Source organism: Kribbella endophytica (assembly GCF_054781295.1).
Genome location: NZ_BAAGUR010000007.1, coordinates 143,480 through 169,278, shown reverse-complemented (window position 1 = coordinate 169,278; position 25,799 = coordinate 143,480). Strand labels below are relative to the sequence as shown.

General features: G+C 70.0%; 26 protein-coding genes. 23 read left to right on the top strand and 3 right to left on the bottom strand.

The features are described from left to right. The 15 genes from ACYVIO_RS40550 (at nucleotide 1) to ACYVIO_RS40480 (ending at nucleotide 15,051) form a co-directional block, all read left to right on the top strand. Nucleotides 1-1,626 carry a DAK2 domain-containing protein gene (locus tag ACYVIO_RS40550; RefSeq protein ID WP_460656333.1) on the top strand — a complete coding sequence of 542 codons (1,626 nt, stop codon included), beginning with the start codon at nucleotides 1-3 and terminating at the stop codon, nucleotides 1,624-1,626. Continuing rightward, the gene (recG, locus tag ACYVIO_RS40545; RefSeq protein ID WP_460656332.1) at nucleotides 1,623-3,869 is read left to right on the top strand and encodes an ATP-dependent DNA helicase RecG; all 2,247 of its coding nucleotides are present in this window, start codon (nucleotides 1,623-1,625) and stop codon (nucleotides 3,867-3,869) included. The genes ACYVIO_RS40550 and recG overlap by 4 nt, the downstream gene beginning before the upstream one ends. Continuing rightward, the gene (gene rsmD / locus ACYVIO_RS40540; RefSeq protein WP_460656331.1) at nucleotides 3,866-4,429 is read left to right on the top strand and encodes a 16S rRNA (guanine(966)-N(2))-methyltransferase RsmD; all 564 of its coding nucleotides are present in this window, start codon (nucleotides 3,866-3,868) and stop codon (nucleotides 4,427-4,429) included. Before recG ends, rsmD begins: the two co-directional genes overlap by 4 nt. Next, complete coding sequence (coaD, locus tag ACYVIO_RS40535) at nucleotides 4,422-4,892, top strand: pantetheine-phosphate adenylyltransferase (RefSeq protein ID WP_460656330.1); 471 nt, start codon at nucleotides 4,422-4,424, stop codon at nucleotides 4,890-4,892. Before rsmD ends, coaD begins: the two co-directional genes overlap by 8 nt. A 127-nt stretch (nucleotides 4,893-5,019) precedes the next feature. Then, the gene (locus ACYVIO_RS40530; RefSeq protein WP_460656329.1) at nucleotides 5,020-5,541 is read left to right on the top strand and encodes a YceD family protein; all 522 of its coding nucleotides are present in this window, start codon (nucleotides 5,020-5,022) and stop codon (nucleotides 5,539-5,541) included. A gap of 107 nt (nucleotides 5,542-5,648) precedes the next feature. Next, nucleotides 5,649-5,840, top strand: a complete 192-nt coding sequence (gene rpmF / locus ACYVIO_RS40525) for a 50S ribosomal protein L32 (protein ID WP_077012766.1) — start codon at nucleotides 5,649-5,651, stop codon at nucleotides 5,838-5,840. Between the two features lie 14 nt (nucleotides 5,841-5,854). Continuing rightward, nucleotides 5,855-6,586, top strand: coding sequence for a ribonuclease III (gene rnc / locus ACYVIO_RS40520; RefSeq protein ID WP_184796024.1), 732 nt, complete (start codon nucleotides 5,855-5,857; stop codon nucleotides 6,584-6,586). 1 nt (nucleotide 6,587) lies between these two features. After that, nucleotides 6,588-7,442 (top strand): bifunctional DNA-formamidopyrimidine glycosylase/DNA-(apurinic or apyrimidinic site) lyase, encoded by an 855-nt coding sequence (mutM, locus tag ACYVIO_RS40515; protein WP_460656328.1) that lies wholly within the window; start codon nucleotides 6,588-6,590, stop codon nucleotides 7,440-7,442. Between the two features lie 140 nt (nucleotides 7,443-7,582). Then, a complete protein-coding gene (locus tag ACYVIO_RS40510) occupies nucleotides 7,583-7,783 on the top strand; it encodes a hypothetical protein (protein ID WP_184796022.1) in 201 nt (66 codons plus the stop codon). 295 nt (nucleotides 7,784-8,078) lie between these two features. Further along, entirely contained in the window at nucleotides 8,079-11,627 is a 3,549-nt protein-coding gene (gene smc / locus ACYVIO_RS40505; protein ID WP_460656327.1) for a chromosome segregation protein SMC, read from the top strand. A 46-nt stretch (nucleotides 11,628-11,673) separates the two neighbouring features. Beyond that, the gene (locus ACYVIO_RS40500; protein ID WP_460656326.1) at nucleotides 11,674-11,946 is read left to right on the top strand and encodes a type II toxin-antitoxin system Phd/YefM family antitoxin; all 273 of its coding nucleotides are present in this window, start codon (nucleotides 11,674-11,676) and stop codon (nucleotides 11,944-11,946) included. Continuing rightward, a complete protein-coding gene (locus ACYVIO_RS40495) occupies nucleotides 11,943-12,347 on the top strand; it encodes a VapC toxin family PIN domain ribonuclease (protein ID WP_460656325.1) in 405 nt (134 codons plus the stop codon). The genes ACYVIO_RS40500 and ACYVIO_RS40495 overlap by 4 nt, the downstream gene beginning before the upstream one ends. Nucleotides 12,348-12,410: 63 nt before the next feature. Continuing rightward, a complete protein-coding gene (locus tag ACYVIO_RS40490; RefSeq protein ID WP_460656324.1) occupies nucleotides 12,411-12,986 on the top strand; it encodes a TetR/AcrR family transcriptional regulator in 576 nt (191 codons plus the stop codon). A gap of 46 nt (nucleotides 12,987-13,032) precedes the next feature. After that, nucleotides 13,033-14,064: an alcohol dehydrogenase catalytic domain-containing protein gene (locus ACYVIO_RS40485; RefSeq protein ID WP_460656323.1), complete on the top strand. Its 1,032-nt coding sequence runs from the start codon at nucleotides 13,033-13,035 to the stop codon at nucleotides 14,062-14,064. A 12-nt stretch (nucleotides 14,065-14,076) separates the two neighbouring features. After that, the gene (locus tag ACYVIO_RS40480; RefSeq protein WP_460656322.1) at nucleotides 14,077-15,051 is read left to right on the top strand and encodes a zinc-dependent alcohol dehydrogenase family protein; all 975 of its coding nucleotides are present in this window, start codon (nucleotides 14,077-14,079) and stop codon (nucleotides 15,049-15,051) included. A gap of 45 nt (nucleotides 15,052-15,096) precedes the next feature. Here ACYVIO_RS40480 and ACYVIO_RS40475 read toward each other — a convergent pair whose 3' ends face one another. Continuing rightward, nucleotides 15,097-15,420, bottom strand: a complete 324-nt coding sequence (locus ACYVIO_RS40475) for a nuclear transport factor 2 family protein (protein ID WP_460656321.1) — start codon at nucleotides 15,418-15,420, stop codon at nucleotides 15,097-15,099. Nucleotides 15,421-15,514: 94 nt separating this feature from the next. Here ACYVIO_RS40475 and ACYVIO_RS40470 point away from each other — a divergent pair, with 94 nt between their 5' ends. From ACYVIO_RS40470 to ACYVIO_RS40455, 4 genes are all read left to right on the top strand, one after another. After that, entirely contained in the window at nucleotides 15,515-16,042 is a 528-nt protein-coding gene (locus ACYVIO_RS40470) for a COG4315 family predicted lipoprotein (RefSeq protein ID WP_460656320.1), read from the top strand. Between the two features lie 108 nt (nucleotides 16,043-16,150). After that, nucleotides 16,151-16,675 carry a sigma-70 family RNA polymerase sigma factor gene (locus tag ACYVIO_RS40465; protein ID WP_460656319.1) on the top strand — a complete coding sequence of 175 codons (525 nt, stop codon included), beginning with the start codon at nucleotides 16,151-16,153 and terminating at the stop codon, nucleotides 16,673-16,675. Further along, entirely contained in the window at nucleotides 16,672-17,397 is a 726-nt protein-coding gene (locus ACYVIO_RS40460) for an anti-sigma factor family protein (RefSeq protein ID WP_460656318.1), read from the top strand. Before ACYVIO_RS40465 ends, ACYVIO_RS40460 begins: the two co-directional genes overlap by 4 nt. Before the next feature lie 33 nt (nucleotides 17,398-17,430). Then, nucleotides 17,431-18,522, top strand: a complete 1,092-nt coding sequence (locus ACYVIO_RS40455; protein ID WP_460656317.1) for a threonine aldolase family protein — start codon at nucleotides 17,431-17,433, stop codon at nucleotides 18,520-18,522. 191 nt (nucleotides 18,523-18,713) lie between these two features. On the opposite strand, the gene ACYVIO_RS40450 is transcribed toward ACYVIO_RS40455, so the two are convergent. Together ACYVIO_RS40450 and ACYVIO_RS40445 are read right to left on the bottom strand one after the other, a co-directional pair. After that, nucleotides 18,714-19,619: a M56 family metallopeptidase gene (locus ACYVIO_RS40450; protein ID WP_460656316.1), complete on the bottom strand. Its 906-nt coding sequence runs from the start codon at nucleotides 19,617-19,619 to the stop codon at nucleotides 18,714-18,716. Continuing rightward, entirely contained in the window at nucleotides 19,616-20,002 is a 387-nt protein-coding gene (locus ACYVIO_RS40445) for a BlaI/MecI/CopY family transcriptional regulator (protein ID WP_344183668.1), read from the bottom strand. The genes ACYVIO_RS40450 and ACYVIO_RS40445 overlap by 4 nt, the downstream gene beginning before the upstream one ends. Nucleotides 20,003-20,114: 112 nt before the next feature. On the opposite strand from ACYVIO_RS40445, the gene ACYVIO_RS40440 reads away from it, so the two are divergent. From ACYVIO_RS40440 to cydC, 4 genes are read left to right on the top strand one after another with little or no spacing between them, the layout of a single operon-like run. After that, the gene (locus ACYVIO_RS40440; RefSeq protein ID WP_460656315.1) at nucleotides 20,115-21,536 is read left to right on the top strand and encodes a cytochrome ubiquinol oxidase subunit I; all 1,422 of its coding nucleotides are present in this window, start codon (nucleotides 20,115-20,117) and stop codon (nucleotides 21,534-21,536) included. Between the two features lie 11 nt (nucleotides 21,537-21,547). Then, nucleotides 21,548-22,534 (top strand): cytochrome d ubiquinol oxidase subunit II, encoded by a 987-nt coding sequence (cydB, locus tag ACYVIO_RS40435; RefSeq protein WP_460656314.1) that lies wholly within the window; start codon nucleotides 21,548-21,550, stop codon nucleotides 22,532-22,534. Then, nucleotides 22,534-24,156 (top strand): thiol reductant ABC exporter subunit CydD, encoded by a 1,623-nt coding sequence (gene cydD / locus ACYVIO_RS40430; RefSeq protein WP_460656313.1) that lies wholly within the window; start codon nucleotides 22,534-22,536, stop codon nucleotides 24,154-24,156. The genes cydB and cydD overlap by 1 nt, the downstream gene beginning before the upstream one ends. Beyond that, complete coding sequence (gene cydC / locus ACYVIO_RS40425) at nucleotides 24,153-25,763, top strand: thiol reductant ABC exporter subunit CydC (protein ID WP_460656312.1); 1,611 nt, start codon at nucleotides 24,153-24,155, stop codon at nucleotides 25,761-25,763. The genes cydD and cydC overlap by 4 nt, the downstream gene beginning before the upstream one ends. The last annotated feature ends 36 nt before the right edge of the window (nucleotides 25,764-25,799 follow it).

The following is a 25,799-nucleotide window of genomic DNA, read 5'->3' as shown; positions in this document are numbered from 1 at the left end:
GTGGAAGAGCTGACGGTCGGGGTGCTGCGGAGCTGGGCCCGTACGGCGCTCGTGGAGCTGGGACGGGCACGGACCGAGATCGACGATCTCAACGTGTACCCGGTCCCGGACGGCGACACGGGCACCAACCTGTACCTGACCTGGGAGGCCGCGTGTGAGGCGCTGCCTGAGGGTGAGCTGACGTTCGCGGAGGCGGTGCAGGCGTTCGGGCGGGGGGCTTTGCTGGGTGCACGGGGCAACTCCGGGGTGATCACCTCGCAGCTGGTCCGGGCTTGTGGTCTGCGGCTGGCGGAGAACTTGCCGATTCAGCAGGGGAGTAAAGGGCGACTTGCTGATCCTCGGATGAGTGAGCCGGTGGCCTTTGCCGATGCGCTGGTGTTTGCTGCTGACGCCGCGTACGGCGCTGTTGCTCAGCCGGTGGAAGGCACCATGCTCACCGTTGCCCGAGCCGCCGCCGACGCGGCACTCAGCGCTGCCAACGAGGGTAAGAACCTGGCCGAGGTCTGCTTGTGCTCCGTTGCTGCTGCGCGGGTTGCTCTGACGAAGACGACCGAGCAGTTGGATGTGCTCAGGCGGGCGGGAGTGGTCGACGCGGGTGGAGCGGGCCTGGTGGTGATCCTGGGCGCGATGGAGCAGGTGCTCTCCGGGCGCGGGCCGGCGCAGACCACCGGCGTACCGCATCGCGTCGTACCGGAGCAGGAGTCCGCTGACGAGCTCGGGCCTGACGGCCCGGCGTACGAGGTGATGTACCTGCTCGACGCGGGAGACGACTCCATCGGGGAGCTTCGGCGGGCGCTGACGGGGTTGGGCGACTCCGTCGTCGTGGTCGGCGGCGACGGGCTGTGGAACGTGCACGTGCACACCGACGACGTCGGTGCGGCGATCGAGCTCGGGATCGGGGTCGGGCGGCCGCACCGGATCCGGGTGACGCACTTCGCGGATCTGCCGCCGCACGCGCCGACACCGGGCCGCGCGGTGATCGCGGTCGCGGCGGGCGACGGGCTCGCCACGCTCTTCGGCGAGGCGGGAGCGATCGTCGTACGAGGAGAGCCTGGGCGGCGGTGCTCGACCGGGGAGCTGCTCCGGGCGATCGAGCAGTCGAAGGCGCCCGAGATCGTGCTGCTGCCGAACGACAAGGACTCGATCGCGGTCGCCGAGGCCGCGGCGACGGCGGCGCGGCAGGACGGCGTACGGGTCGCTGTGATCCCGACCCGCGCCCAGGTCCAGGGACTTGCGGCGATCGCCGTGCACGACCCCGAACGCAGCTTCGACGACGACGTCGTCCACCTCTCGGCCGCGGCAGGCCAGACCCGCCACGGCGCGGTCACGATCGCGGTCAAGGACGCCTGGACGATGGCCGGCACCTGCCGGATCGGCGACGCACTGGGCGTGGTCGACGGCGACTTCACGCTGATCACGGACGATCTGGTGACGGCCGCGACCGGGGTCGTGGACCGGCTGCTCGGCGGCGGCGGCGAGCTGATGACGGTGGTCAGCGGCCGCGACACGGACCCCGCGCTGGTCGAGGCGGTGGTGCGGCACGTGCGCCGGCACCGCAAAGATGTCGATGTGATGGTGTACGACGGTGGGCAGGAGCGGTACCCGTTGCTGATCGGGGTGGAATGAAGACAGACATCGACCGGAAGCTGCGCGACTTCCTCGGCGCCCGGACGGCGAAGACGTTCTCGGAGGTGCTCGGCCTCGAGACCGTCGGCGAGCTGCTGCGGCACTACCCGCGGCGCTACCTGAAGAAGGGCGAGCTGACGCCGTTCGACGAGCTCGAGGTCGGCGACCAGGCGACGGTGAACGGCAAGGTGAAGAAGGTCACCGTGCGCTCGCTGGACTCCAAGCAGGAGATCCGGCCGGACGAGGTGAACAAGTACCGCCGGCACAAGACGATCACCAAGGTCGTGGTCACCGACGGCCGCAACGACCTGGAGCTGGCGTTCTTCAACCAGCCCTGGCTGGTCAACAAGCTGACGCCGGGGACGGCCGCGCTGTTCTGGGGCGAGGTGACGAAGTTCCGCGACATCCTGCAGCTGAAGGGCCCGGGCACGGAGATCCTCGACGAGGAGGACCTCAGCGAGGCCGAGATCGAGCGCCGGGCCAAGCCGTTCCGGCCGCTCTACCCGGCGACCGCGAAGTTGCCCACGGCCACCATCGAGCGCAGCCTGAAGATCGTCCTGGACAACCTCGAGGAGCTCGAGGACCCGATCCCGGAGCTGATCCTGGGCAACGAGGACCTGCTCGGCCTGCGCGACGCGCTGCAGAAGATCCATCTGCCGGAGACGCAGAAGGACATCGAGGACGCGCAGAAGCGGTTCCGGTTCGAGGAAGCGCTGGTGATGCAGACGATCCTGGCCCAGCGCCGGGCCGTTACGGACGCGCTGAAGGCGATCCCGCGCGAGCGGACCGCGGGCGGGCTGCTCGACGACTTCGACGCGCGGCTGCCGTTCAAGCTGACCGCGGGCCAGGCCGAGGTCTGCGACGAGATCTTCGCGGACATCGCGCGGCCGCACCCGATGCACCGGCTGCTGCAGGGCGAGGTCGGTTCCGGCAAGACCGTGGTCGCGCTGCGGGCGATGCTGTCGGTCGTCGACGCGGGCGGCCAGGCCGTCCTGCTCGCGCCGACGGAGGTCCTCGCGACCCAGCACCACAAGACGCTGACCAAGATGCTCGGTGAGCTGGCCGAGCAGGGCATGCTCGGCGGTGCCGACCGGGCGACGAAGGTCGGTCTGCTGACCGGCTCGCTGAACGCGGCATCCCGTCGTACGGCGATGCTGGACGCGGCCAGCGGCGCCGCGGGGATCGTCGTCGGCACGCACGCGCTGCTGGAGGACAAGGTCCAGTTCGCCGACCTCGGCCTCGTGGTGGTCGACGAGCAGCACCGGTTCGGCGTCGAGCAGCGGGCCGCGCTGAGCACGAAGTCGGGGGAGAACACCCCGCACGTGTTGGTGATGACCGCGACGCCGATCCCGCGCACGGTCGCGATGACCGTGTTCGGCGACCTGTCGGTGTCGACGCTGACCGAGCTGCCGGCCGGGCGGTCGCCGATCAAGTCGTCGGTGGTCCCGGCCAAGGAGAGGCCGGCCTGGCTCGAGCGGGCCTGGGAACGGGTCCGCGAGGAGGTCCAGAAGGGCCACCAGGCGTACGTCGTGTGCCCGCGGATCGGTGACGACGTGAAGAACGCGACCGACGAGGAGGGCGAGTTCGCCTCCGGCGCCGAGGACGAGGACTCCGGGGGTAAGGGCAAGCCGCGGCCGGCGATCTCCGTGCTGCAGGTGGCCGAGGTCTTGGCCGAGGTCCTGCCCGATCTGCGGCAGGCGGTGCTGCACGGGCGGCTCCCGGCCGACGAGAAGGACGCGGTGATGACGAAGTTCGCCGCGGGGGAGACCGACGTGCTGATCGCGACCACCGTGATCGAGGTCGGCGTCGACGTCCCGAACGCCTCGACGATGGTCGTGATGGACGCCGACCGGTTCGGCATCTCGCAGCTGCACCAGCTACGCGGCCGGGTCGGGCGGGGCAAGGTGCCGGGGCTGTGCCTGCTGGTCACCGACGGCTGGCCGGGGTCGAAGTCGCGGGAGCGGCTGGACGCGGTCGCTTCGACGACGGACGGGTTCGAGCTGTCGCGGATCGACCTCGAGAACCGGCGTGAAGGTGACGTGCTCGGGGTGGCGCAGTCGGGCCGTCGTACGAGCCTGAAGCTCCTGAGCGTGCTGCGCGACGAGGAGGTCATCTACGCCGCCAGGCATGTGGCCAACTCGATCGTCTCGGTGGACGCTTCCCTCGCCGAGTACCCGGCCCTGAAGGCTTTCGTGGCCGAGACCGTGGAGTCCGAAGCCGCCGAGTACCTGGAGAAGACATGACCCGGATCATCGCCGGTACGGCGGGCGGCCGGCGGATCTCGGTGCCGGCGGGGACCGGGACGCGGCCGACCGGGGACCGGGTGCGGGAGGCGATGTTCGCGTCCGTGGAGACCGAGTTCGGCGGGATGCAGGACCTCGCGGTGATCGATCTGTACGCCGGATCCGGCGCGATCGGGCTGGAAGCGCTGTCCCGTGGCGCGGCTCGCGTCGTACTGGTGGAGCAGGATCGCAAGGCGGCCGAGGTGATCGCGGCGAACATCCGCGCGGTCGGGATGCCGGGCGCGACGCTGCTCACCCGGCCGGTGGAGAAAGTTGCCCAGGGCGACAACTCTGGCGAGCCGTTCGACCTGGTGTTCGCCGACCCGCCGTACAAGCTGGAGACCGAGGACCTGCAGGACGTGCTGCTCGCGCTGGCCGAGCACGGCTGGCTGACCGCGGACGCCGTCGTCGTGGTCGAGCGGGGCAAGCGGGAGCCGTGGGAGTGGCCGGCGGGGTTCGCCGCGCTGCGAGACCGCAAGTACGGCGAGGCCCGCCTTTGGTACGGTCACCGCCATGAGTAGAGCGGTCTTCCCAGGGACGTTCGACCCACCCACCAACGGGCACCTGGACGTGATCGCGAGGGCCTCGGCGGCGTTCACCGAGGTGATCGTCGGCGCCGGGGTGAACCCGTCCAAGCAGCGGATGTTCGACGGCGACGAGCGGGTCGCGATGCTGACCGAGATCGCCGCGCCGTACGGGAACGTCTCGGTGGTGCCCTTCGAGGGGCTGCTGGTCGACTTCTGCCGGACGGTCGACGCGCAGGTCGTCGTGAAGGGCCTGCGCTCGGGCAGCGACTACGACTACGAGCTGCGGATGGCCCAGATGAACCGGCAGCTGACCGGGGTCGACACGCTGTTCATGCCGACCGCGCCGGAGCACGGGTACGTGTCGTCCAGCCTGGTCAAGGAGATCGCGAAGCTGGGCGGCCCAGTGGACGCGTTCCTGCCGCCGAGCGTTCACGCTCAGTTGATCGCCAGGCTGTAGTGCCCCCGATTGGGCTCCTGAGCGCGGAGTTGGTAATGTTGTCCATCGGTCTCGCTGAGACTGAGATTCTGCCTGCCCCACGCCTGAAAGGGATGTCCTGAGCGCCTTGGACCCGCGGTCCCCACTCGTGATCGATACCCACGAGCTGTCTCGCCGCGCCGGGTCCCAGCGCGAAGTCTCCTTCACGGCAGTGGCACCGGCCGATCTCGGGATCGACGTGATCGGTGTTCCCGACGGCGATCCGATCCAGTTCGACTTGCGGCTGGAATCGGTGGTCGAAGGGGTGCTCGTGACCGGGACGGCCCAGGGCCGGCTGGTCGGGGAGTGTGCGCGGTGCCTGATCGACATCGAGGACGAGTTTCTCGCTGACGTCCAGGAGCTGTACGTCTATCCCGAGAGCGACGCCGAACCCGACGAGGCCAGCCGGATGGAGGGCGATCTGATCGACCTCGAGCCGGCACTGAGGGACCAGGTGGTGCTCGCACTGCCGTTCACGCCCTTGTGCAACGACGACTGTGCCGGCCTGTGCCCCGAGTGTGGGGTCCGGCTGGACGACGAGCCGGGGCACAAGCACGAGGAAGCAGTCGATCCTCGGTGGTCGGCGCTGTCCGGCCTGGCCGGTCAGGACGAACGGCCGCGGGACCAGTAACCTCAAGACCTCCCGTACTCCGGTACGGGCGCAGGACAACTACAGAGCAACCGCACACCAAGCCGGCCGGGTTCTCGAGCCTCCGGCCGAACCGAGGAGTCATAACCGTGGCCGTTCCGAAGCGGAAGATGTCGCGCAGCAACACCCGCAGCCGCCGGGCCCAGTGGAAGACCACTGCCCCGTCGCTGGTGACCTGCGTGAACCCCGCCTGCCGCGCGAAGCACCTGCAGCACACCGTTTGCCCGACTTGCGGCCAGTACGGCGCGAAGGGCGAGCGTCGCCAGGTCGTCGAGAGCTAAACGGCACCTACCCAGTGAATTCGGTCAACGAGACGGGGCTCTACGCCGAGCTGAACCAGCGGCTCGGCGTATCGCTGGCTGACGAACTACTGGAGCACGCCTTCACCCACCGTTCGTTCGCGTACGAGAACGGTGGGTTGCCGACCAACGAGCGGCTGGAGTTCCTCGGGGACTCCGTGCTCGGCGTCATCGTCACGGAGTCGCTGTTCCGCAACCATCCGGACCTCTCCGAGGGCCGGCTGGCCAAGTTGCGCGCCGCGGTGGTCAACATGCGCGCGCTCGCCGGGGTCGCTCGCGACCTCAAGCTCGGCAAGTACCTACGGCTCGGGCGCGGCGAGGAGGCCACCGGCGGACGGGACAAGTCGTCGATCCTGGCCGACTGTGTCGAGGCGCTGATCGGTGCCGTCTACCTGGACCGCGGGTTCGAGGTGGCCGGTGGCGTCGTGCACACGCTGTTCGACGAGCTGATGGAGTCGTCGGCGCGGCTCGGTGCCGGCCTGGACTGGAAGACGTCGCTGCAGGAGCTGGTCGCCCAGCTCGGTGTCGGCGTCCCGGAGTACGTGATCGCCGAGTCCGGTCCCGACCACGCCAAGACGTTCGAGGCGCGCGTCCGGATCGGTGCCGACACCTACGGGCACGGCATCGGCCGGAGCAAGAAGGAAGCCGAGCAGCAGGCAGCCGAAACGGCCTGGAAAGCCTTGCGCGCGGCGCATCCCGACAGCATCGACCCGTCCCAGCAGCCCTGAGGTGCCTGAACTTCCTGAGGTAGAGGTCGTTCGCCGCGGACTCGCGGATTTCACCACCGGGCGGACGATCGACGCCGTCGAAGTACTGCATCCTCGTCCGGTCCGGCGGCACCTCGCCGGGCCGGACGACTTCGTTGCCACCCTGAAGGGCCAGACCTTCGGTACGCCGGCGCGGCGCGGCAAGTACCTGTGGCTCCCGCTGGAGTCGGGCGACGCCGTACTGGCTCACCTCGGGATGAGCGGCCAGTTCCGGGTCCAGCCGGTCGGGGCGCCAGACGAGAAGCATCTGCGGATCCGCTTCCGGTTCGCCGACAGCGGGGGAGAGGTCCGTTTTCTGGACCAGCGGATGTTCGGTGGTCTGTCGTACGCCGAGGGCGGCGCCGAACTGCCCGCCGAGATCGCCCACATCGCCCGCGACCCGTTCGATCCGCTGTTCGACCTGGACGCGGCCGCCGCCGGCCTGCGCCGCCGCAAGACCGGCCTGAAGCGGGCGCTGCTGGACCAGACCGTGGTCAGCGGAATCGGCAACATCTACGCCGACGAAGCGTTGTGGCGGGCCAAGCTGCACTACGCCAAGGCCACCGAAACGCTGAAACCCCAACAGGCCAAGGAGATTCTCGGTCACGCCCGGGCGGTGATGGCCGAGGCGCTGGACGTCGGCGGCACCAGCTTCGACGCCCTGTACGTCAACGTGAACGGGGAATCCGGCTACTTCGAGCGGGGTCTCGCGGTCTACGGCCAGGAAGGTTCGCCGTGTCCGCGCGACGGCCGCCCGATCCGGCGCGAACCGTTCATGAACCGTTCCTCGTTCCGCTGCCCGAAGTGTCAGCCGGCGCCACGACACGCCCGGTGGTGAGCGGTAAATCCAGATTTGACGTACCCCAGGTTGACCGTGCGCGTAGCGGGTGTCACCCTGAAAGACGGCACATCTTTTGAGAGGCGCTCCTCGGACCGGGGGCGCTACCAGCCAGAAAAACCCTTCCGGAGGACAGCACAATGGCCAAGGCTCTTCTAGGGCATCTTGGAGGCACTGACCCGCGTCTGCTCGAGCAGGTTCGCCTGCTCAACCGGCGCGTCGCGGACCTGGAGGCGCACGTGATGCGGCTGCAGGCAGAGAACGACCACCTGGTCGCAGCCGTTCACGACGGTCGGCTGCTCACCGTGGACGAGGCACTCAACACGCCTGCCCACGTCTGACCAGAGCGACAGACCAGTCAGTACCAGCTGACCCGGGACCATCGGTCCCGGGCAGCACCCCCGCACCGTCCGCACCACCCACGGCGGCGGCCCCCGTCCGGGCCCCGCCGCTCTTTTTGGCGTTTTCCTGTGTCGGATCGACGCAGCCTCCGCGAGACGTGAGGCTGTCCGACGTAGACTCGGGCCTGGAACACCTTCCCCCGGGTAGCCGCAGTATCACCGGCAGTTACGACGGTTCCATCGGATACCGTCTGTCCTTTCACGGGTTGGGAGCAAGGCTTTGTACCTGAAGAGCATGACGCTCCGGGGTTTCAAGTCGTTCGCCTCGGCGACGACGATGAACTTCGAACCAGGGATCACCTGCATCGTCGGCCCGAACGGCTCCGGCAAGTCCAACGTCGTGGACGCGCTCGCCTGGGTGATGGGCGAGCAGGGTGCGAAGTCGCTGCGCGGCGGCAAGATGGAGGACGTCATCTTCGCCGGCACCTCCGGCCGCAGCCCGCTGGGCCGCGCCGAGGTCGTGCTCACCATCGACAACACCGACGGCGCGCTGCCGATCGAGTTCGCCGAGGTGACGATCTCCCGGACGATGTTCCGCAACGGCGGCTCCGACTACCAGATCAACGGCCAGAACTGCCGGCTGCTCGACGTCCAGGAACTGCTCAGCGACTCCGGCATCGGCCGCGAGATGCACGTCATCGTCGGTCAGGGCCAGCTCGACTCGATCCTGCGGGCCACGCCCGAGGGCCGCCGTGGCTTCGTCGAGGAGGCGGCCGGCGTCCTGAAGCACCGCAAGCGCAAGGAGAAGGCGCTGCGGAAGCTCGAGTCGACCGAGGGCAACGTGCACCGCCTCGGAGACCTGATCGCCGAGATCCGCCGTCAGCTCAAGCCGCTCGGCCGCCAGGCCGAGGTCGCCCGCCGGGCCGTCACCATCCAGGCCGAGGTCCGCGACGGGCGCTCCCGGCTGCTCGCCGACGACATCGTCCAGGCCCAGTCCGCGCTCGAGGCCGAGCTCAAGGACGAGGCCGCGATGACCCAGCGCCGGGCCGAGATCGAGGAGGCGCTGCGCGAGGCCCGCGAGACCGAGGCCGACCTCGAGGAGGCGCTGCGCGAGGACGCGCCGGCGCTGCAGGCCGCCCAGGACACCTGGTACTCGCTGTCCGGCTTCGGTGAGCGGATCAAGGGCACCGCCCGGATCGCCGCCGACCGGATCCGGTCGCTGAACGACGAGGCCGACGAGCCACGCGCCGGGCGCGACCCCGAGGAGCTGGAGCTGGAAGCCGCCCGGGTCCGCGAGACCGAGGCGCAGATCGAGGCCGAGGTCGAGGCCCACTCCGAACTGCTCGCCGAAGCGATCGAACGCCGCCAGCAGCTCGAGGCCGAGCACGCCGAGGAGGAGCGCCGGATCGCCGCGCTGATCCGGGCGTCCGCCGACCGGCGTGAGGGTCTGGCCCGGCTGACCGGCCAGGTGAACGCGCTGAAGAGCCGCGCGTCCGCCGCCGAGTCCGAGATCGGCCGGCTCGCCGCCAACCAGCGCGAGGCCGAGCAGCGCGCCGCGAAGGCGCAGCACGACTTCACCGCCCTGGAGACCCAGGTGGCCGGCCTCGACGCCGGTGAGAAGGGGCTCGACGACCAGTTCGAGGCCGCGCAGAGCGTCCTGGACGAGATGGACGAGCGGCTCACCAAGGTCCGCGCCGAGGAGCGCGACGCCGAGCGGGAGCGGGCCGGGCTGACCGCCCGCAAGGACGCCCTGGAGATGGGCCTGAACCGCAAGGACGGCGCCGGTGCTCTGCTGGCCGCCTCCGAGCAGGTGACCGGGCTGATGGGGTCCGTGGCCGCGCTGCTGAGCGTGCGCACGGGCTACGAGACCGCCATTGCCGCCGCGCTCGGTGAGGCTGCTGACGCGGTGGCCGTGACGCACACGGCCGCTGCCGTCGAGGCTGTCGGGCACCTGAAGGAGCACGACCTCGGCCGCGCCGGGATGTTGCTGGGCGATGCGCCGGCCGAGGACTACGCGTCCTGGCCGCAGCTGCCGTACGGCGCGACGTACGCGGTGGAGGTCGTGGACTGCCCCGAGCAGCTGCGCCCCGCGCTGCGCCGCCTGCTGCGCAAGGTCGCGGTGGTGGACGACGTGGCCGCGGCGCAGTCGCTGGTCCAGCACCTCCCCGACGTGACTGCCACGACCCGGCAGGGCGACGTACTGGGTGCGCACTTCGCGTACGGCGGATCGGACGCCGCGCCGAGCCTGATCGAGGTCCAGTCGGCGGTCGACGAGGCCACGGAGAAGCTGACCGAGGCGACGGCGCGCAGCGAGCGGCTGCGGTTCGAGCTGGCGGCGCTGGAGCAGGAGCGGGCGCAGCAGAAGGAGTCCGTCGAGATCACGCTGGCCCGGCTGCACGAGTCGGACGCGGCGATGGCGGCCGTGGCCGAGCAGCTGGCCCAGTTCGGGTCGCTGGCCAAGGCGTCGCGCGGTGAGGCGCAGCGGATGGCCGAGGCGATCGCGGCGGCCGAGGAGGAGCGCGACCGGAACCTGTCCGGCCTGGCCGACCTCGAGCAGCGGCTGAACGACGCGGAGATGTTCGACGAGGACGGCGGCGACGAGCCGGACCCGACCGAGCGCGACCGGCTCGCCGAGGCGGCCAAGGCCGGCCGGGCGTCCGAGATGGAGGCGCGGCTGGCGCTGCGGACCACCGAGGAGCGGGCCCGGGCGCTGTCCGGCCGCGCCGACTCGCTGGAGCGCGCGGCCCGGCAGGAGCGCGAGGCCCGGGCTCGGGCGATCGCACGGGCGTCGCGGCGGGCCCGTCAGTCCGAGGCCGCGCAGGCCGTGCACCTGGCAGCTGGGCACGTACTGGCTCGCCTGGAGCACTCGCTGCAGCTGGCGGCCACCGAGCGTTCGGCGATTCAGGCGCAGCGTGCTGACCGGGAGAAGGGCCTGGCCCAGGCCCGGTCGTCGACGCGGAACCTGAGCTCCGACCTGGAGCAGCTGACCAACACCGTGCACCGCGACCAGCTCGCGCGCGCCCAGCAGAAGATGAAGCTGGAGCAGCTGTACGAGAAGGCGCTCGGCGAGCTGGGCACCGAGGTGGAGCCGCTCATCGCGGAGTACGGGCCGGACCAGCTGGTCCCGCCGCTGCCGAAGGAGGGGGACGACCCCGACGTCGAGCAGCCGGGCGAGCCGTTCAACCGGACCAAGGTGGAGAAGCGGCTCAAGTCGGCCGAGCGCGCGCTCGGTCAGCTCGGGCGGATCAACCCGCTCGCCCTCGAGGAGTTCGAGGCGATGGAGGAGCGGCACCGGTTCCTGGCCGAGCAGCTGGACGACCTGAAGAAGTCCCGCCGCGACCTGATGGACATCGTCAAGGAGGTCGACGACCGCGTCGAGCAGGTCTTCACCGAGGCCTACCGCGACGTCGAGATCGCCTTCGAGCACGTCTTCAGCCGGTTGTTCCCCGGCGGTGAGGGCCGGCTCGTGCTGACCGACCCCAGCGACATGCTGGCCACCGGCATCGACGTCGAGGCCCGCCCGCCCGGCAAGAAGGTCAAGCGGCTGTCGCTGCTGTCCGGTGGCGAGCGCTCGCTGGTCGCGGTCGCGTTCCTGGTCGCCCTGTTCAAGGCCCGCCCCTCGCCGTTCTACATCCTCGACGAGGTCGAGGCGGCCCTGGACGACACCAACCTGGGCCGGCTGCTGGAGATCTACGAGGAGCTCCGCGAGAACAGCCAGCTCCTGGTCATCACCCACCAGAAGCGCACGATGGAGGTCGCCGACGCCCTGTACGGCGTCACCATGCGCGGCGACGGCGTCTCCGCGGTCATCTCCCAACGCATCCGCGAACCCGAACCGGCGTAAATCCCTTGCTGTAGCGAGGTGTGTCTCATCGCGCTACGCTGGGGGTATGAAGGTCATCACGCAGCGCGAGTTCCGGAACCAGTCCGCGGCTGTGATGGATGCTGTCGAGGCAGGGGAGACGTTCCACATCACCCGAAACGGTGCCGAGGTCGCCGAGCTGCGTCCGCTGAACAGGCGTCGGCGGGTGACCGCCGCGGAGCTGGTGGCCAAGCATCGCCGGCTACCGAGGGTGGATGCCGATCGGCTGCGCGCCGAGGCGGACGAGATCTTCGGCGGCGCGGACCGGCTCGGCGACGACGACGTCTGGGACCGCGAGTGACGCAATCGCCGTCCGTCGGCGTGCTGGACACCTGCACGTTCATCGACCTCGGAGTGCTCGACCCCGACGACCTGCCGGTCTACCCCGAGCTCACGACGATCACCCTGGCCGAGCTCTACCAGGGTGTGACCATGGCGAAGGACCCGGTGACGATGGCGGCCCGGGCTGAGTTGCTGCATGCCGGGGTGAGCGAGTTCGAGCCGCTGCCGTTCGACGCGGACGCCGCGGCCCGGTACGGCAGCCTGGTGGCGCTGGTGCTCGATGCCGGCCGGAATCCGCGTCCCCGGCGGCTCGACCTGATGATCGCTGCGATCGCGTCCGTCCAGGGACTCCCGCTCTACACGCGGAATCCGGCCGACTTCAAGGGCCTCGACGAACTGCTGACCGTCCACGCCGTCTGACGGCGTACGGCCTGGTGAAGTTGATTGCTTGACTTCCTTGAGACGACCGGTCATATTAGATGCATGGCGCGGAGGAGTATGCGGGAAGAGATCGTTGACGCGGCGTTGGCCCAGTTTCACGAGAAGGGGTTCAATGCGGCGGCGGTGAAGGACATCACGGATCGCGCCGGGGTGCCGAAGGGGTCGTTCTACAACCACTTCGCGAGCAAGGAAGCGCTGGCGATCGTGGCGCTCGAGCGGTACGGCGAGCAGCGGCGGTTGATGGATCTGGCCGATCCGGCGGTGCCGCCGACCGAGCGGATCCGCAAGCACTTCGAGTTCCTGCGCGACGAGGTGGTCCAGTTCGGGATCGCTCGGGGGTGCCTGCTGGGGAACTTCGGGACCGAGATCGTCGATCACAGCGACCCGATCCGGGTCGCGGTGAACCAGGGCCTCGGGTACTGGAGCGGCCTGCTGGGCGCGGCGATCGCGGAGGGGCAGAAGGCCGGCGAGATCCGGACCGACCTCGGGCCCGACCAGACCGCGCGGTACCTGCTCAGCGCCTGGGAAGGGACCCTGATCCAGGCCCGTGCCGACAAGTCGCAGGCGGCCTTCGAGGTCTTCTTCGCACTGACCTTCGACAGCCTGCTGAAGCCGTAGTTTTCACAGCCCCTCACTCGAGGGGCTTTCTTTTGAGGAGAGCAAGATGACCGACCGTCTTGGAACGTATCGCGCCGTCGAGGCTCTCGATGGCGTGTTCACCCTGGTCGACAAGCAGTTCACCGCGCCCGACCCCGGCCAGGTCCGGATCGCGGTCGAGGCCTGCGGGATCTGCCACAGCGACGAGGCCGGCGTGCACAACATGCTCGGCGCCCTGCCGGCCGGTACGCCGATCGTGCCCGGCCACGAGATCGTCGGCCGCGTCGACGCGATCGGCGACGGCGTCACCGGCTGGCAGGTCGGCGACCGGGTCGGCGTCGGCTTCCACGCCGGCCCGTGCCTGGTCTGCGCGAACTGCCGCCGCGGCGACTTCGTCTTCTGCACCGACCAGCCGATCGCCGGGGTCAGCATCGACGGCGGGTACGCCGAGTACATGACCACCCGCGCGAGCGGCCTGGTCGCCGTACCGGAGGGCATCTCGGCCGCCGAAGCCGCGCCGCTGCTGTGCGCGGGGATCACCGTGTTCAACGGTCTCCGCAAGAGCGCCGCCCGGCCGGACGCGCTGGTCGCCGTACAGGGCATCGGTGGCCTCGGTCACCTGGCCATCCAGTACGCCGCCAAGCTCGGGCTGCGCGTCGTCGCGATCGCTCGCGGCGAGGCGAAGCGGGACCTGGCGCTGAAGCTCGGGGCCGACGAGTACATCGACAGCACCGCGGTCGACCCGGCCAAGGCGCTGCAGGAGCTCGGTGGCGCGCAGGTCGTCGTCGCGACCGGGACGAGCGGCGCCGCGATCACCGCGCTGCTCGGCGGGCTCGCGCTGCACGGCCGGCTGATCATCGTCGGCGTCACCAGCGACCCGGTCGAGGTCGGCATGTCGGTGATCTTCAACGACCAGACCATCCAGGGGTCGCTGACCGGCACCCCGAGCCAGAACGAGGAGAACCTCGCGTTCGCCCTCGCGCACGACGTCCGGCCGATGGTCGAGACGGTCCCGCTCGAGCAGGCGGGCACGGCGTACCAGCGGATGCTGTCCGGCGACGCCCGGTTCCGCATGGTCATCACCACCACCAACCACTGAGGGGCAAGCGATATGAGTCAGTTGATTCTGAACGCGATCGGCGACATCGAAGGCAACACCGAGCTGGTCGAGGCGCCCGACCTGACCGTCGGCGCCGGTGGGGCGCTGGTCCGGATCGAGGCGGCCGCGATCAACCCGGTCGAGTTCATGCTCGCCGCGGGAACGTACGGCTACCAGGCGCAGGTCCCGTTCGCGCTCGGTACCGAGGGCGTCGGTCGGGTTGTCGAGTCCGGCGACCCGGACCTGCAGGGCAAGCGGGTGCTGATCGTGCCGAACTACCAGCAGGGCACCTGGGCCGACGAGGTCGTGGTCAAGGCCGAGAACCTGGTCGTCATCCCCGACGAGGGCGATGCGCTGCAGCTGGCAATGGTGGGGGTCAACCCACTAACGGCGTACAAGCTGCTCACCGAGTTCGTCGACCTGAAGCCGGGGGACTGGATCGGACAGAACCTGGGCAACTCGTCCGTCGGCCAGTACGTGATCGGTCTGGCCAAGCACCTCGGCCTGAAGACCGTCAGCGTCGTACGGCGGGAGGAGGCGGCCGCCAAGCTCCGGGAGCTCGGTGCCGACGTGGTGGTCGTGGACGGCGAGGACCTGGCCGGCCGGATCAAGCAGCGGCTGGACGGCGCCGAGCTGAAGCTGGCGCTGGACGGCACCGGCGACCAGACGATCGGTGCGCTCGCCCAGACCGTTGAGTTCGGCGGCACGGTGGTCAGCTACTCCAGCGTGACCGGCCAGGCGCCGGTAGTCGGCCTCGGCGACTCCATCTACCGTCAGCTGACCCTGCGCGGCCTGTGGATCGTGAACTGGCTGAGCACCGCGTCGAAGGCCGAGCTGGACAAGACCTACACCGAGCTGGCCGCGCTGGTCGCTTCCGGCGTACTGAGCCTGGAGGTCGGGGCGACGTACCCGCTGGCCGACTACCGCAAGGCCTGGGACCACGCGCGCGAGTCAGGCCGCAGCGGCAAGGTCCTGTTCAGGCCGTGATCGACGACCTCGCCGGTACGGCGGTGTGCCGGCGAGGGGTCGCGGTCAGGCCGTGATGGTCATCGAGGCGAGGTGGTCGCCCTCGACGTCGAAGGTGAAGTGGGACGGGCCGTTGAAGCCGTCGCCTCCGACCTGGGTGAGCACGGTGACCGGGTTGCCGGGGGTGGCGACCGTCGTACCGGTGAAGGTGACGTTCTTGCCGATGAACTCGCCGTCGCTCCAGGAACGGATCCGGTCCGGGCCCTGGAACTTGCGGCCCCAGTCGTCGACGTAGCCGTCGGCGGCGAAAGCGGCGACGAAGGCGTCGGCGTCGAGCTGGTCGATGGCGTCCAGAGCGCGCTGGACGGCGGTCGGGATGTCGTTGCTCATACCGCGACGATAACCTGCGTCACACTCGTGAACCGGTCCGGCGATCTGTCCGTGTGGAGGGTGTTCGAGAAACACCCGTCCCGAGGAGCAGTTCATGAAGCGTTTCGCCTTTGTCGCCGCCACCGCCGTACTCGGCCTGGCGGCCCTGGCCGCCTGTGGTAGCGGCGACGGCACGACGACCCCCGCCGCCGCGCCGCAGAGTCAGAGCACCACCCCGAACACGACTGCCGCGCCGAAGCTGGCGACGGCGGACGTCGGGAACTTCGGCAAGGTCGTTGTCGATGGCAACGGACGTACCTTGTACGTCTTCGACACGGACAGCACCAGCCCGTCGAAGTCCAACTGTGACGGCGAGTGCGCCGCCCTGTGGCCGCCGGTGATGGCCGGCACGGCCGCGCCGCAGCTGGACGGTGTCGACGGCTCGCTGGTCGGCACGGTGACCCGGACCGACGGCAGCAAGCAGCTCACGCTGGCCGGTGCGCCGCTGTACCAGTACGCGCCCGACACCAAGCCCGGTGACGGCAAGGGCCAGGGCGTGCTCGGTACGTGGTGGGTCGTCGGCGCCGACGGCAAGAAGATCACCACCCCGGCCGGCAGCGACTCCGGCAACTCCGGCTACTGAGTCAGCACGATGTCGGTCGGGTACGTGCTCCAGGGCCCTGCGGTGGCTCGGCAGGGCGGATCGCCTAGGGTACGAACGACCGCGAGCGTCGAGGCCGGGAGGACTGCGGTGGGCGAGCCGGACCGCAGTGCCGAGGAGCTGATCCGCTCCTTGTACGCCGAGCACGGCCGCAGCCTGCTCGCGTACGCCACCCGGCTGACGGGCGACCGGGTCGCTGCCGAGGACGTCGTGCAGGAGACCCTGCTGCGGGCCTGGAAGCATTCGGACGACCTGATCGACGGCAAGGGCTCGGTCCGTGGCTGGCTGCTGACCGTGGCCCGCAACATCGTCACCGACCGGGCCCGCGCCCGTGCCGTACGGCCTGCCGAGGTCGCCGAGGTGGAGGACCGGCCGCCGGTCCAGCGGGACCACTCCGACTCGGTGGTGAACAGCATGGTCGTGCTGGACGCTCTGGACCACGTCACGCCCGAGCACCGCGAGGTCCTGGTCGAGCTGTACTACCGGGGCCGGACGGTGACCGAGGCCGCGAAGGAGCTGGGCGTCCCGCCCGGTACCGTGAAGTCGAGATCGTATTACGCCCTCCGAGCGCTGCGGAGTGCGCTGGGCGGAGCTGGAGCGGAGGTGGCCCGATGAGTACGAGTGATGGCGGGCACGACCGCTCCCAGCTCGGTGCGTACGCACTGGGCGCGCTGGAGCCCGACGAGGCTCGTGAGGTCGAGCAGCACCTGGCCGGCTGCGCGGAGTGCCGCGCCGAGCTGGCGGAGTTCGAGGAGATGAAGGAGTTCCTCGGGGAGGTTCCGCCGGAGGCGTTCCTGGACGGGCCGCCGGCTGACGGCGACCTGCTGCTGCAGCGGACGCTGCGGGCTGCTCGTGAGGCGGCTCCGGCTTCCGTCGAGACGGCCCAGACTCCCGTCATACGGGCGAGCAGGTCGAGGCGGCCCTGGTTGCTGGCGGCTGCCGCCATAGTCGTCGTCGCCGGAGCGCTCGGCGGCGGAGTGGCGATTGGGCGGCAGTCGGTCGACCAGGTGGTGGCCGAGGACACGCCGGCCGGGTCCAAGCAGGTCAGTGCGACCGATGCGGTGACCGGTACGACGATGGCGACGACGGTCGAGCCACGGACCGGCTGGAGCTGGATCGTGGTCAACCTGACCGGTCTGAAGGCCGGAGCCGAGTGCGAGATGCTCGTGACCGACAAGACCGGCCGGACGTGGACGGCCGGGAGCTGGATCGTGTCGGACAAGGCCGCTCGCGAGGGCAGCCGGTTCGGCGGCGGGGTGCTGGTGCCGCTGGAGCAGGTGCGGTCGGTGGAGATCCGGACCGTCCAGGGGGAGCACGTCGTCACCACCCAGGTGTGAAAACCCGGTTGCCGGGAGGGAGAGGATGGAACGGTGGCTGACTCCTCCGAAGACCTGAAGGCACGCCGTAAGGCGGCTGCTGCCGAGTCCACTCGCTGGCTGACCGGGCGCCGTCCGTCCGTGGCGGACACCCTGCGCAAGCTGGCCGATGTGGCGACCGATGAGCAGCGCGACGGCTACGGCAGTGGCGGTGAGGTCGCCCTGCTGGAGGCTGAGGTCGCGGAGCTGCTGGGCAAGCCGGCGGCCGTGTTCATGCCGACGGGGATCGCTGCGCAGCAGAGCGTGCTCCGGGTGTTCGCCGACCGGGCTGGTACGCAGCGGGTCGCAGTGCACGGGCTGTCCCACCTGCTGGTGCACGAGCTGAACGCACTGGAAGAGGTGCACCGGCTCCGGATCGAGCGGCTGACCGCCGAGCCGCGGCAGCCGCGGCCGGACGAGCTGGCCGCCATCCCGGGGTCGCTGGCCGCGGTGACGCTGGAGCTGCCGCTGCGCGACGCCGGGTTCGTCCTGCCGACCTGGGACGAGCTGGTGCTCTTCGCCGAGGCCTGTGCGGCTCGCGGCGTACCGCTGCACCTGGACGGTGCGCGGCTGTGGGAGAGCACGCCGTACCTCGGGCACAGCCTGGCCGAGGTCGCCGAGCTGGCGACGACGGTCTACGTCTCCTTCTACAAGGGCCTTGGTGGGCTGAGTGGAGCCGCGGTCGCCGGACCGGTCGACGTGATCGCCGAGGTGCGCCGCTGGCAGCGCCGGCTCGGTGCCAACCCGTACACGCTCTTCCCGTACGCCGTGTCGGCGCGCGAAGGCCTGCGATCGGTGCTGCCGCTGATGGGTGACCTGCGCGACCGGGCGGTCGAGCTGGCGGTCGCGTTGCAGGCCACCGGGTTCCGGGTCTTCCCGGAGCCGCCGCACACGAACTCGTTCCGCGTCTTCGCGCCGCGGCCGGCGGGCAAGATGGAGCGGGCCGCCGTACGCCGGATGGAGGCGACGCGCGAGTCGCTGACCTGGACCTGGCAGGCGGCCGACGTACCGGGGTGGTCGTGGGTCGAGCTGGTGGTGACTCCGGACACGTTGGCGTGGCCGGTCGACGAGGTGGCGAAGGCTTTCGGGGAACTTCTGGAAGACTAGGTGCGTATCACCTGTGAGGTTGTTCGCATCAAGGCGGGGAGAGTTGTAGGTCTGTGCTCACGTTCGTTTTCACCATGATTGTTCTGCTGGTTCTGTCGGGGCTCGTGCTGCTTGCGGTCGCACGGGGTGAGGGGAAGCGCTTCGGGTAGTGGGGGATTCCCGGGGTCGTTGCTTGAGGCAACGGCCCCGCGTCACCGCAGCGCTTCGGCCAGGGCTTTCAGCACCGGCGCGGCCACGGTGACGGTGGGGAGAACGAGCAGGGCGACGGCCGTCGTGTAGGTGGCCGCCGACAGCACGGGGAAGCGTGGCTCGGGTTCGGCCAGGCGCTGGACTCGCAGGACCGTCGCGGACTTGGCCATCGCCATGCCGGCCGCGGGCGCGGGGGAACCGGCGAGCGCGACCAGGGCACGGGCCAGCGGGAGTGGTCCGTTGCGGCGGCGTGCGTCGTCGTCGGCGAGCAGTTCGACGAGCGTGCGCGCCTGCTCCAGTGCGACATCGCTGCGGACCCAGCGCGGGAACGCCATGTGCAGTGCCGTGAACGCCTCCAGGACCAGGTCGTGCCTGGCGCGGAGGTGCGCTTGCTCATGCGCCAGTACGGCGCGCAGCTCGCTGTCGTCGAGCCGATCGAGTGCGCCGACCGACACGACAACGCGGGAGCCGCGCATTGCCGGCAGGCAGTAGGCGAGCGGAGTCTCCTCGGCCAGCACCCGCAGACCGGGGATCAGCCCGTCCGGAGTTGCCAGTACGTCGACCAGGTCGCGGTGGCGCTTGCGACGGGCTCTGGTCCCGACTGCGACGCGGCCGGCGGCGTACAGGAGTCTGATGGCGACCAGTGCGGTCAGTGCGAGCACCGCTGCCGCGGCCAGGTCTCTCGCTGACGACGGGTCGAAGCGTGGCTCGCCGGGCTCGCCTGCTGTCGAGTACGACAAGGAGATGCCGGCGCCGAGCGCGGCCAGTACGGCGGCGATCGACAGGGCCTGCCAGAGAGCTACTGCCGCGCGCGGGATGCGGTAGGGCCAGCTGGATCGAGCCAGCAAGGCTGGAGCCGGCCCGGTCAGCACCAGAGCCAGTGCCGCGAGCAGGATCGGGGTGATCACCCCTCCCGCGCCTCGAGCCTGCTCAGGGCCTCGCGCAGCAGCGCGGCCTCCTCGTCGGAGACCTGCCCGACGAACCGGACCAGCGCCTCCCGGCGGTCACCGGCCTGGTCGAGCGCGTCGCGCATCAGGTCGACGGCCAGGTCGGCGCGCGGCGCGGAGGCCTTGTACCGCCAGGCCTTGCCGTCGCGCTCGCGCTCGGTCAGCTTCTTCTTGGCCAGCCGGTCCAGTACGGTCATGACGGTGGTGTAGGCCAGGTCGCGGGTGAGCGAGAGCCGCTCGTGGACCTCCCGCACGGTGAGCGCGGTGTCGGCCGCCCAGAGCTGCTCCATCACCACCCGCTCGAGCTCGCCGAGCGGTCGCGGAGCCTTCGGGTCGGTGGTCACGTGACCAGTATAACTACACGTTGTAGTAGATCGCCGCCGGCATCTACTACATCCCGTCGTAGATCTGCGCTAGCATCTACTACGTAACGTCGTAGATCGCCCGGGAGGGCCGATGGACACGCTCGATCTGGCGCGCTGGCAGTTCGCGATCACCACCGTCTACCACTTCTTCTTCGTGCCGGTGACGATCTCGCTGGTCGCGATCACGGCCGGCCTGCAGACCGCCTGGTACCGGACGGGCAAGGACAAGTACCTGCGGCTGACCAAGTTCTACGGCAAGCTCTTCCTGATCAACATCGCGATGGGCGTCGTCACCGGCCTGGTCCAGGAGTTCCAGTTCGGGATGAACTGGAGCGACTACTCGCGCTTCGTCGGCGACGTGTTCGGTGCCCCGCTGGCGCTGGAGGGGCTGCTCGCGTTCTTCGTCGAGTCGACCTTCATCGGGCTGTGGATCTTCGGCTGGGACCGGCTGCCGAAGAAGGTGCACCTGGCCTGCATCTGGATGGTGGTGCTCGGCACGCAGCTTTCGGCGTACTTCATCCTGGCGGCCAACTCGTGGATGCAGAACCCGGTCGGCTTCCGCTACAACGCCGAGCGCGGGCGGGCCGAGCTGACCGACATCTGGGCGGTACTGACCAACAAGGTCGTGCTCGTCACCTTCCCGCACACGATCTTCGCCGCCTTCATGGTCGGCGGCGCGTTCGTCGCGGCGGTCGCAATCTGGCACCTCGTCCGCCGGCCGGGCGTCGACACCGGAGCATTCCGTACGGCGATGCGGCTGGGCGCGGTGATCGTGATCGCGGCCGGCGCCGGAGTGGCCCTGAGCGGTGACCAGCAGGGCAAGGTGATGACCGAGGTCCAGCCGATGAAGATGGCGGCGGCCGAGGCGCTGTACGAGTCGGAGAAGCCGGCGTCGTTCTCGGTGTTCACGGTCGGCACGCTGGACGGGTCGAAGGAGATCTTCTCGGTCAAGGTGCCGTACCTGCTGTCCTTCCTGGCCACCGGGACCTTCGACGGCGAGGTGCAGGGCATCAACAACCTGCAGCAGGCCTACGAGAAGCTCTACGGTCCCGGCTCCTACAACCCGAACGTCCCGCTGACGTACTGGACCTTCCGGCTGATGATCGGGGTCGGGATGACGGCGGTGGCGCTGGCGGTGCTGCTGCTGTGGATGACCCGGAAGGGTCGCGAGCCGCACAGGCTGCTGATCTGGATGGCACTTCCGCTCCCGCTGCTGCCGCTGTTCGCGAACGTCTTCGGGTGGGTGTTCACCGAGACCGGGCGGCAGCCGTGGCTGGTGTTCGGGCTGATGCCGACGTCGGCCGGGGTGTCGCCGGGGACGACGAGTGCGGAGATCCTGACCAGCCTGATCGGGTTCACCGTCCTGTACGGCGTACTGGCGGTGGTCGAGGTGAAGCTGATGCTCAAGTCGATCCGGGCGGGACTGGCCGGGACGTCACCGCCGGCGGATCCCGACGGGCCCGACTCCGACGACGGCTCGGCCGAGGCCAAGCCCCTGTCCTTCGCGTACTGAGGGGACTGACGATGGAACTCACGACGGTCTGGTTCATGGTGATCGCGTTCCTGTGGATCGGCTACTTCGTGCTGGAGGGGTTCGACTTCGGCGTCGGCATCCTGCTGCGGGTACTGGGCCGGGACGAGCCCGAGCGGCGGGCGGTGGTGACGACGATCGGGCCGGTCTGGGACGGCAACGAGGTCTGGCTGATCACGGCCGGCGCGATGACGTTCGCGGCCTTCCCGGAGTGGTACGCGACGCTGTTCAGCGCGTTCTACCTGCCGCTGTTCGGGATCCTGGTGGCGCTGATCCTGCGCGGGGTCGCGCTGGAGTACCGGGGCAAGCGCGACGACCTGCCGTGGCGGTCGCGGATGGACACGCTGATCACGATCGGCTCGCTGGCGCCGGCGCTGCTGTGGGGGATCGCCTTCGCCAACCTGGTCCGGGGCATTCCGCTCGACGCGTCGTACGAGTTCGTCGGTGGGCTGGGCGACCTGCTGAGTCCGTTCGCGTTGCTGGGCGGGGTGACCTTCACAGCGGTCTTCGTTGCTCACGGCGCGATCTTCCTGGCCTTGCGTACGACGGACGATCTGCGCGAGCGGGCGAACCGTCTAGCTGGGTGGACCGGGCTGGTGGCGGCTGTGCTCGCTGTCGGGTTCCTGGCCTGGGCCCAACAGCTCCGGGGCGACCGGTGGTCGGCCGTGATCGCTTTTTGCGCCGCGCTGGCGCTCGTGGGTGGGCTGGTGGCGAACAGGTTGCGCCGGGAGGGCTGGGCCTTCGCGGGGACCGCAGTGGCGGTCGCGCTCGCGGTGACGTCTCTGTTTGTCGCCATGTTCCCCGCGGTGATGCCGTCGACGCTGGACCCGGGCTCGACGCTGACCACCGCGGCGGCCGCCTCCACGCCGTACACGTTGAAGATCCTGACCGTCATCGCGGCGATCTTCACGCCGCTGGTGATGCTCTACCAGGGCTGGACGTACTGGGTGTTCCGCAAGCGCGTGATCGTCGGCGTCTGATGAAGCCGATCGATCCGCGGTTGCTGCGCCAGGCCAAGGCGGCCCGGCTGTTCATGGCCGGGTCGGTGGCCATCGGGGTCGCCACTGGTCTGCTGGTGATCCTGCAGGCGGTACTGCTGGCCAAGGGCATCTCCGGCGTCGTGCTGCACGGCTCTGGTGTTGCGGAGGTGGCCTGGTGGCTGGCGGCGGTTGTGGCCGGCCGGGCGGCGCTGACGTGGTTGCAGGAGGTCGTGGCGCAGCGGGCGGCGGCTGCGGTGAAGTCGACGCTGCGGCGGCGGGTCCTGGAGCACTCGCTGAAGCTGGGGCCTTCGTGGCTCAGTGGGGAGCGCAGCAGCCAGCTGACCACGCTGCTGACCAAGGGGCTCGACGATCTCGATCCGTACTTCGCCCGGTACCTGCCGCAGCTCGTGCTGGCGGCTACTGTCCCGGCTGGAGTCGTCGGCTGGATGGCGACCGGCGACCTGATCGCTGCGGCGACCGTGGTCGTGACGCTGCCGCTGATCCCGTTGTTCATGGCGCTGGTGGGCTGGGCCACGCAGGCCTACAGCCGGCGGCGGCAGCGGGCGCTCGCCGTACTGGCTCATCACTTCTCGGACGTGGTGTCCGGGCTGGCCACGTTGAAGCTGTTCGGTCGGGCCAAGGGCCAGGCAGAGTCCGTACGACGGGTGACCGAGGAGCACCGGGTCGCGTCGATGGCCAGCCTGCGGCTCGCGTTCCTGTCGTCGTTCGTGCTGGAGCTGCTGGCGAGCATCTCGGTCGCCCTGGTCGCGGTTGGAGTCGGGCTGCGACTGGTCGACGGCAAGCTCGGGCTGGAGACCGCGTTGCTGGTGCTGATCCTGGCGCCGGAGGCCTACCTGCCGTTGCGGCAGGTCGGTGCGCAGTTCCACGCGAGTGCTGACGGGGTGGCGGCGAGCGAAGAGGTGTTCCGGGTGCTGGAGACGCCGCTGCCGCTGCAGGGCGAGCGGACCGACGTACCGGATCTCCGGTCGGTCGGGCTGCACCTGCACGACGTGACCGTGCGGTACCCGGATCGGGAGCAGGCGGCCTTACAGGGCTTCGATCTGGACCTGTGGCCGGGTGAGGTGGTTGCGCTGACCGGACCTAGTGGGGCTGGGAAGTCGACTGTGCTGGCGGCGATCCTCGGGTTCGTCGTACCGGCCGGTGGTGTGGTTGTCGCCGGTGGGAGTGCGATGGACGAGTTCGACATGGGGCTGTGGCGGCAGCAGTTCGGGTGGGTGCCGCAGCGGCCCGGTCTGCGGGTGGGGAGCATCGCGGACAACGTTCGGCTCGGGCGGCCCGCTGCGACTGACGCAGAGGTGCGTCAGGCGCTGGACACGGCAGGAGCTGCGTCGTTGGAGTTGAACACGCCGGTGGGTGAGCAGGGGCAGTTGCTGTCGGGTGGACAGCGGCGGCGGGTCGCACTGGCTCGGGCGCTGGTCACCGAGGCGCCGGTGCTGTTGCTGGACGAGCCGACGGCCGGGCTGGACCCCGTGGCCGAGGCTGCGGTCGTCGCTGGGCTGCGGGCGACCGGACGGACGGTCTTGCTGGTCGCACATCGGCCGGCGCTGATGGAGGCGGCTGATCGAGTGGTGTCGGTGTCGAGGGAGCTGGTGACGGTATGAGCGTTCTTGGACTGGCGATGCCTGCGCGCCGGGTGCGGCCGCGGCTGCTGCTCGCCGTGCTGGCTGGAGTGCTCGCGTCAGGGACTGCGGTCGGCCTGCTGGCCACGTCCGCGTGGCTGATCACGAAGGCGTCCGCCGAGCCGCCGGTGCTCACGCTGCTGGTGGCGATCGTGGCGGTGCGGGCTTTCGGAGTCGGTCGCGGCGTCTTCCGGTACGTCGAACGGTTGGCCGGCCACGACGCGGCGTACCGGGTGCTGGGCGACACCCGGGCTCGGATCACCGAGCGGCTGGAGCCGCTGGCACCTGTTGGGCTGGCGTCGTCGCGGAGTGGGGACCTGCTGGCTCGGCTGGTGCTGGACATCGATGCGGTGCTCGACCTGTGGTTGCGGGTGCTGCTGCCGGTGCTGGTCGCGGTGGTGACCGCTACGGCGACAGTCGGGTTGCTGGTGCTGCTTCTGCCGGTGGTGGGCGCTGCGGTGGCCGTGGCGGTGTTGGTTGCTTGCACGGTGGTGCCCTGGCTGACGGCGGCCAGCGCTGCCCGGGCCGAGCGGATGATGGCGGGGGCTCGGGGAGACGTCGCTGCGGCCGCGACCGAGAACCTGCAGACGGCGGCCGACGTACTGGCGTTCAACGCGGTGGACGACGTACTGGCGTCCTTCGAGGCGGCGGACCGGCGGCTCGCTGCGACGCAGCGGCGGTCTGCTTGGAGTACTGGTCTTGGTGGCGCGTTGCTGGTGGTCTGCGTCGGGGCGGCGAGCATTGCCGGCCTGGTGCTCGGGACTGGGGAGTCGGGCCCGGTGTACGCCGTACTGGTGCTGACGCCGCTGGCGCTGGCCGACGTGCTGGGCGGGATCCCGGTCGCTGCGCAACTGGCGATCAGAGTGCGTGCTGCCTTGCAGCGGGTGGAGGACCTGCTGGGTACGCCGGTGCCGGTGGCCGAGCCGTCGGACCCGCTGCCGATGCCTGCTGGATCCGGGCTGCAGGTGCGGGGTCTGCGGGTCGGCTACGGTCCGGACGACGTACTGCGCGACCTGGACCTGGATCTGCCCGCTGGGAGCCGGGTGGTGATCACCGGTCCGAGTGGGTCGGGCAAGAGCACGCTGGCCCTGGTGCTGCTCCGCTTCCTGGAGCCGCGCGCCGGTGAGGTGCTGCTGGACGGTTCCGACGTACGGCGGCTCGAGGGCGACCAGGTGCGGTCGAGGGTCGGGCTGCTGACCCAGGAGAGCTACGTGTTCGACACGAGCATCCGGGAGAACCTGCTGCTCGCGAAGCCCGGCTCGAGCGACCTGCAGCTGTGGAACGCGCTCTACCGGGCCCGGCTCGGCGACTTCGTGCACGGCCTGCCGAAGGGGCTCGACACGATGGTGGGGGAGCACGGCGCCCGGCTGTCCGGCGGCGAGCGGCAGCGGCTCGCGTTCGCCCGGCTGCTGCTGGCCGACCACGACGTGCTCGTCCTGGACGAGCCGACCGAGCACCTGGACGAGGAGACCGCCCAGAGTCTGCTGAGCGACCTGTTCCGTGCGGCGGGCCGTCGTACCGTCGTACTGCTCACGCACCGCCCGGAACTGGCGCCTCACCCAACGCGACCGATCGTGGATCTGGCATGAGTGTCTGCCAAGATGGGGAACCGTGTTGACTCCTCA

Excerpts from the sequence above, each read along its gene's own strand:
- recG (WP_460656332.1), top strand. The coding sequence starts at position 1,623 with ATGAAGACAGACATCGACCGGAAGCTGCGCGACTTCCTCGGCGCCCGG.
- rsmD (WP_460656331.1), top strand. The coding sequence starts at position 3,866 with ATGACCCGGATCATCGCCGGTACGGCGGGCGGCCGGCGGATCTCGGTG.
- coaD (WP_460656330.1), top strand. The coding sequence starts at position 4,422 with ATGAGTAGAGCGGTCTTCCCAGGGACGTTCGACCCACCCACCAACGGG.
- ACYVIO_RS40510 (WP_184796022.1), top strand. The coding sequence starts at position 7,583 with ATGGCCAAGGCTCTTCTAGGGCATCTTGGAGGCACTGACCCGCGTCTG.
- smc (WP_460656327.1), top strand. The coding sequence starts at position 8,079 with ATGACGCTCCGGGGTTTCAAGTCGTTCGCCTCGGCGACGACGATGAAC.
- ACYVIO_RS40500 (WP_460656326.1), top strand. The coding sequence starts at position 11,674 with ATGAAGGTCATCACGCAGCGCGAGTTCCGGAACCAGTCCGCGGCTGTG.
- ACYVIO_RS40490 (WP_460656324.1), top strand. The coding sequence starts at position 12,411 with ATGGCGCGGAGGAGTATGCGGGAAGAGATCGTTGACGCGGCGTTGGCC.
- ACYVIO_RS40485 (WP_460656323.1), top strand. The coding sequence starts at position 13,033 with ATGACCGACCGTCTTGGAACGTATCGCGCCGTCGAGGCTCTCGATGGC.
- ACYVIO_RS40480 (WP_460656322.1), top strand. The coding sequence starts at position 14,077 with ATGAGTCAGTTGATTCTGAACGCGATCGGCGACATCGAAGGCAACACC.
- ACYVIO_RS40475 (WP_460656321.1), bottom strand. The coding sequence starts at position 15,420 with ATGAGCAACGACATCCCGACCGCCGTCCAGCGCGCTCTGGACGCCATC.
- ACYVIO_RS40470 (WP_460656320.1), top strand. The coding sequence starts at position 15,515 with ATGAAGCGTTTCGCCTTTGTCGCCGCCACCGCCGTACTCGGCCTGGCG.
- ACYVIO_RS40460 (WP_460656318.1), top strand. The coding sequence starts at position 16,672 with ATGAGTACGAGTGATGGCGGGCACGACCGCTCCCAGCTCGGTGCGTAC.
- ACYVIO_RS40440 (WP_460656315.1), top strand. The coding sequence starts at position 20,115 with ATGGACACGCTCGATCTGGCGCGCTGGCAGTTCGCGATCACCACCGTC.
- cydB (WP_460656314.1), top strand. The coding sequence starts at position 21,548 with ATGGAACTCACGACGGTCTGGTTCATGGTGATCGCGTTCCTGTGGATC.
- cydD (WP_460656313.1), top strand. The coding sequence starts at position 22,534 with ATGAAGCCGATCGATCCGCGGTTGCTGCGCCAGGCCAAGGCGGCCCGG.
- cydC (WP_460656312.1), top strand. The coding sequence starts at position 24,153 with ATGAGCGTTCTTGGACTGGCGATGCCTGCGCGCCGGGTGCGGCCGCGG.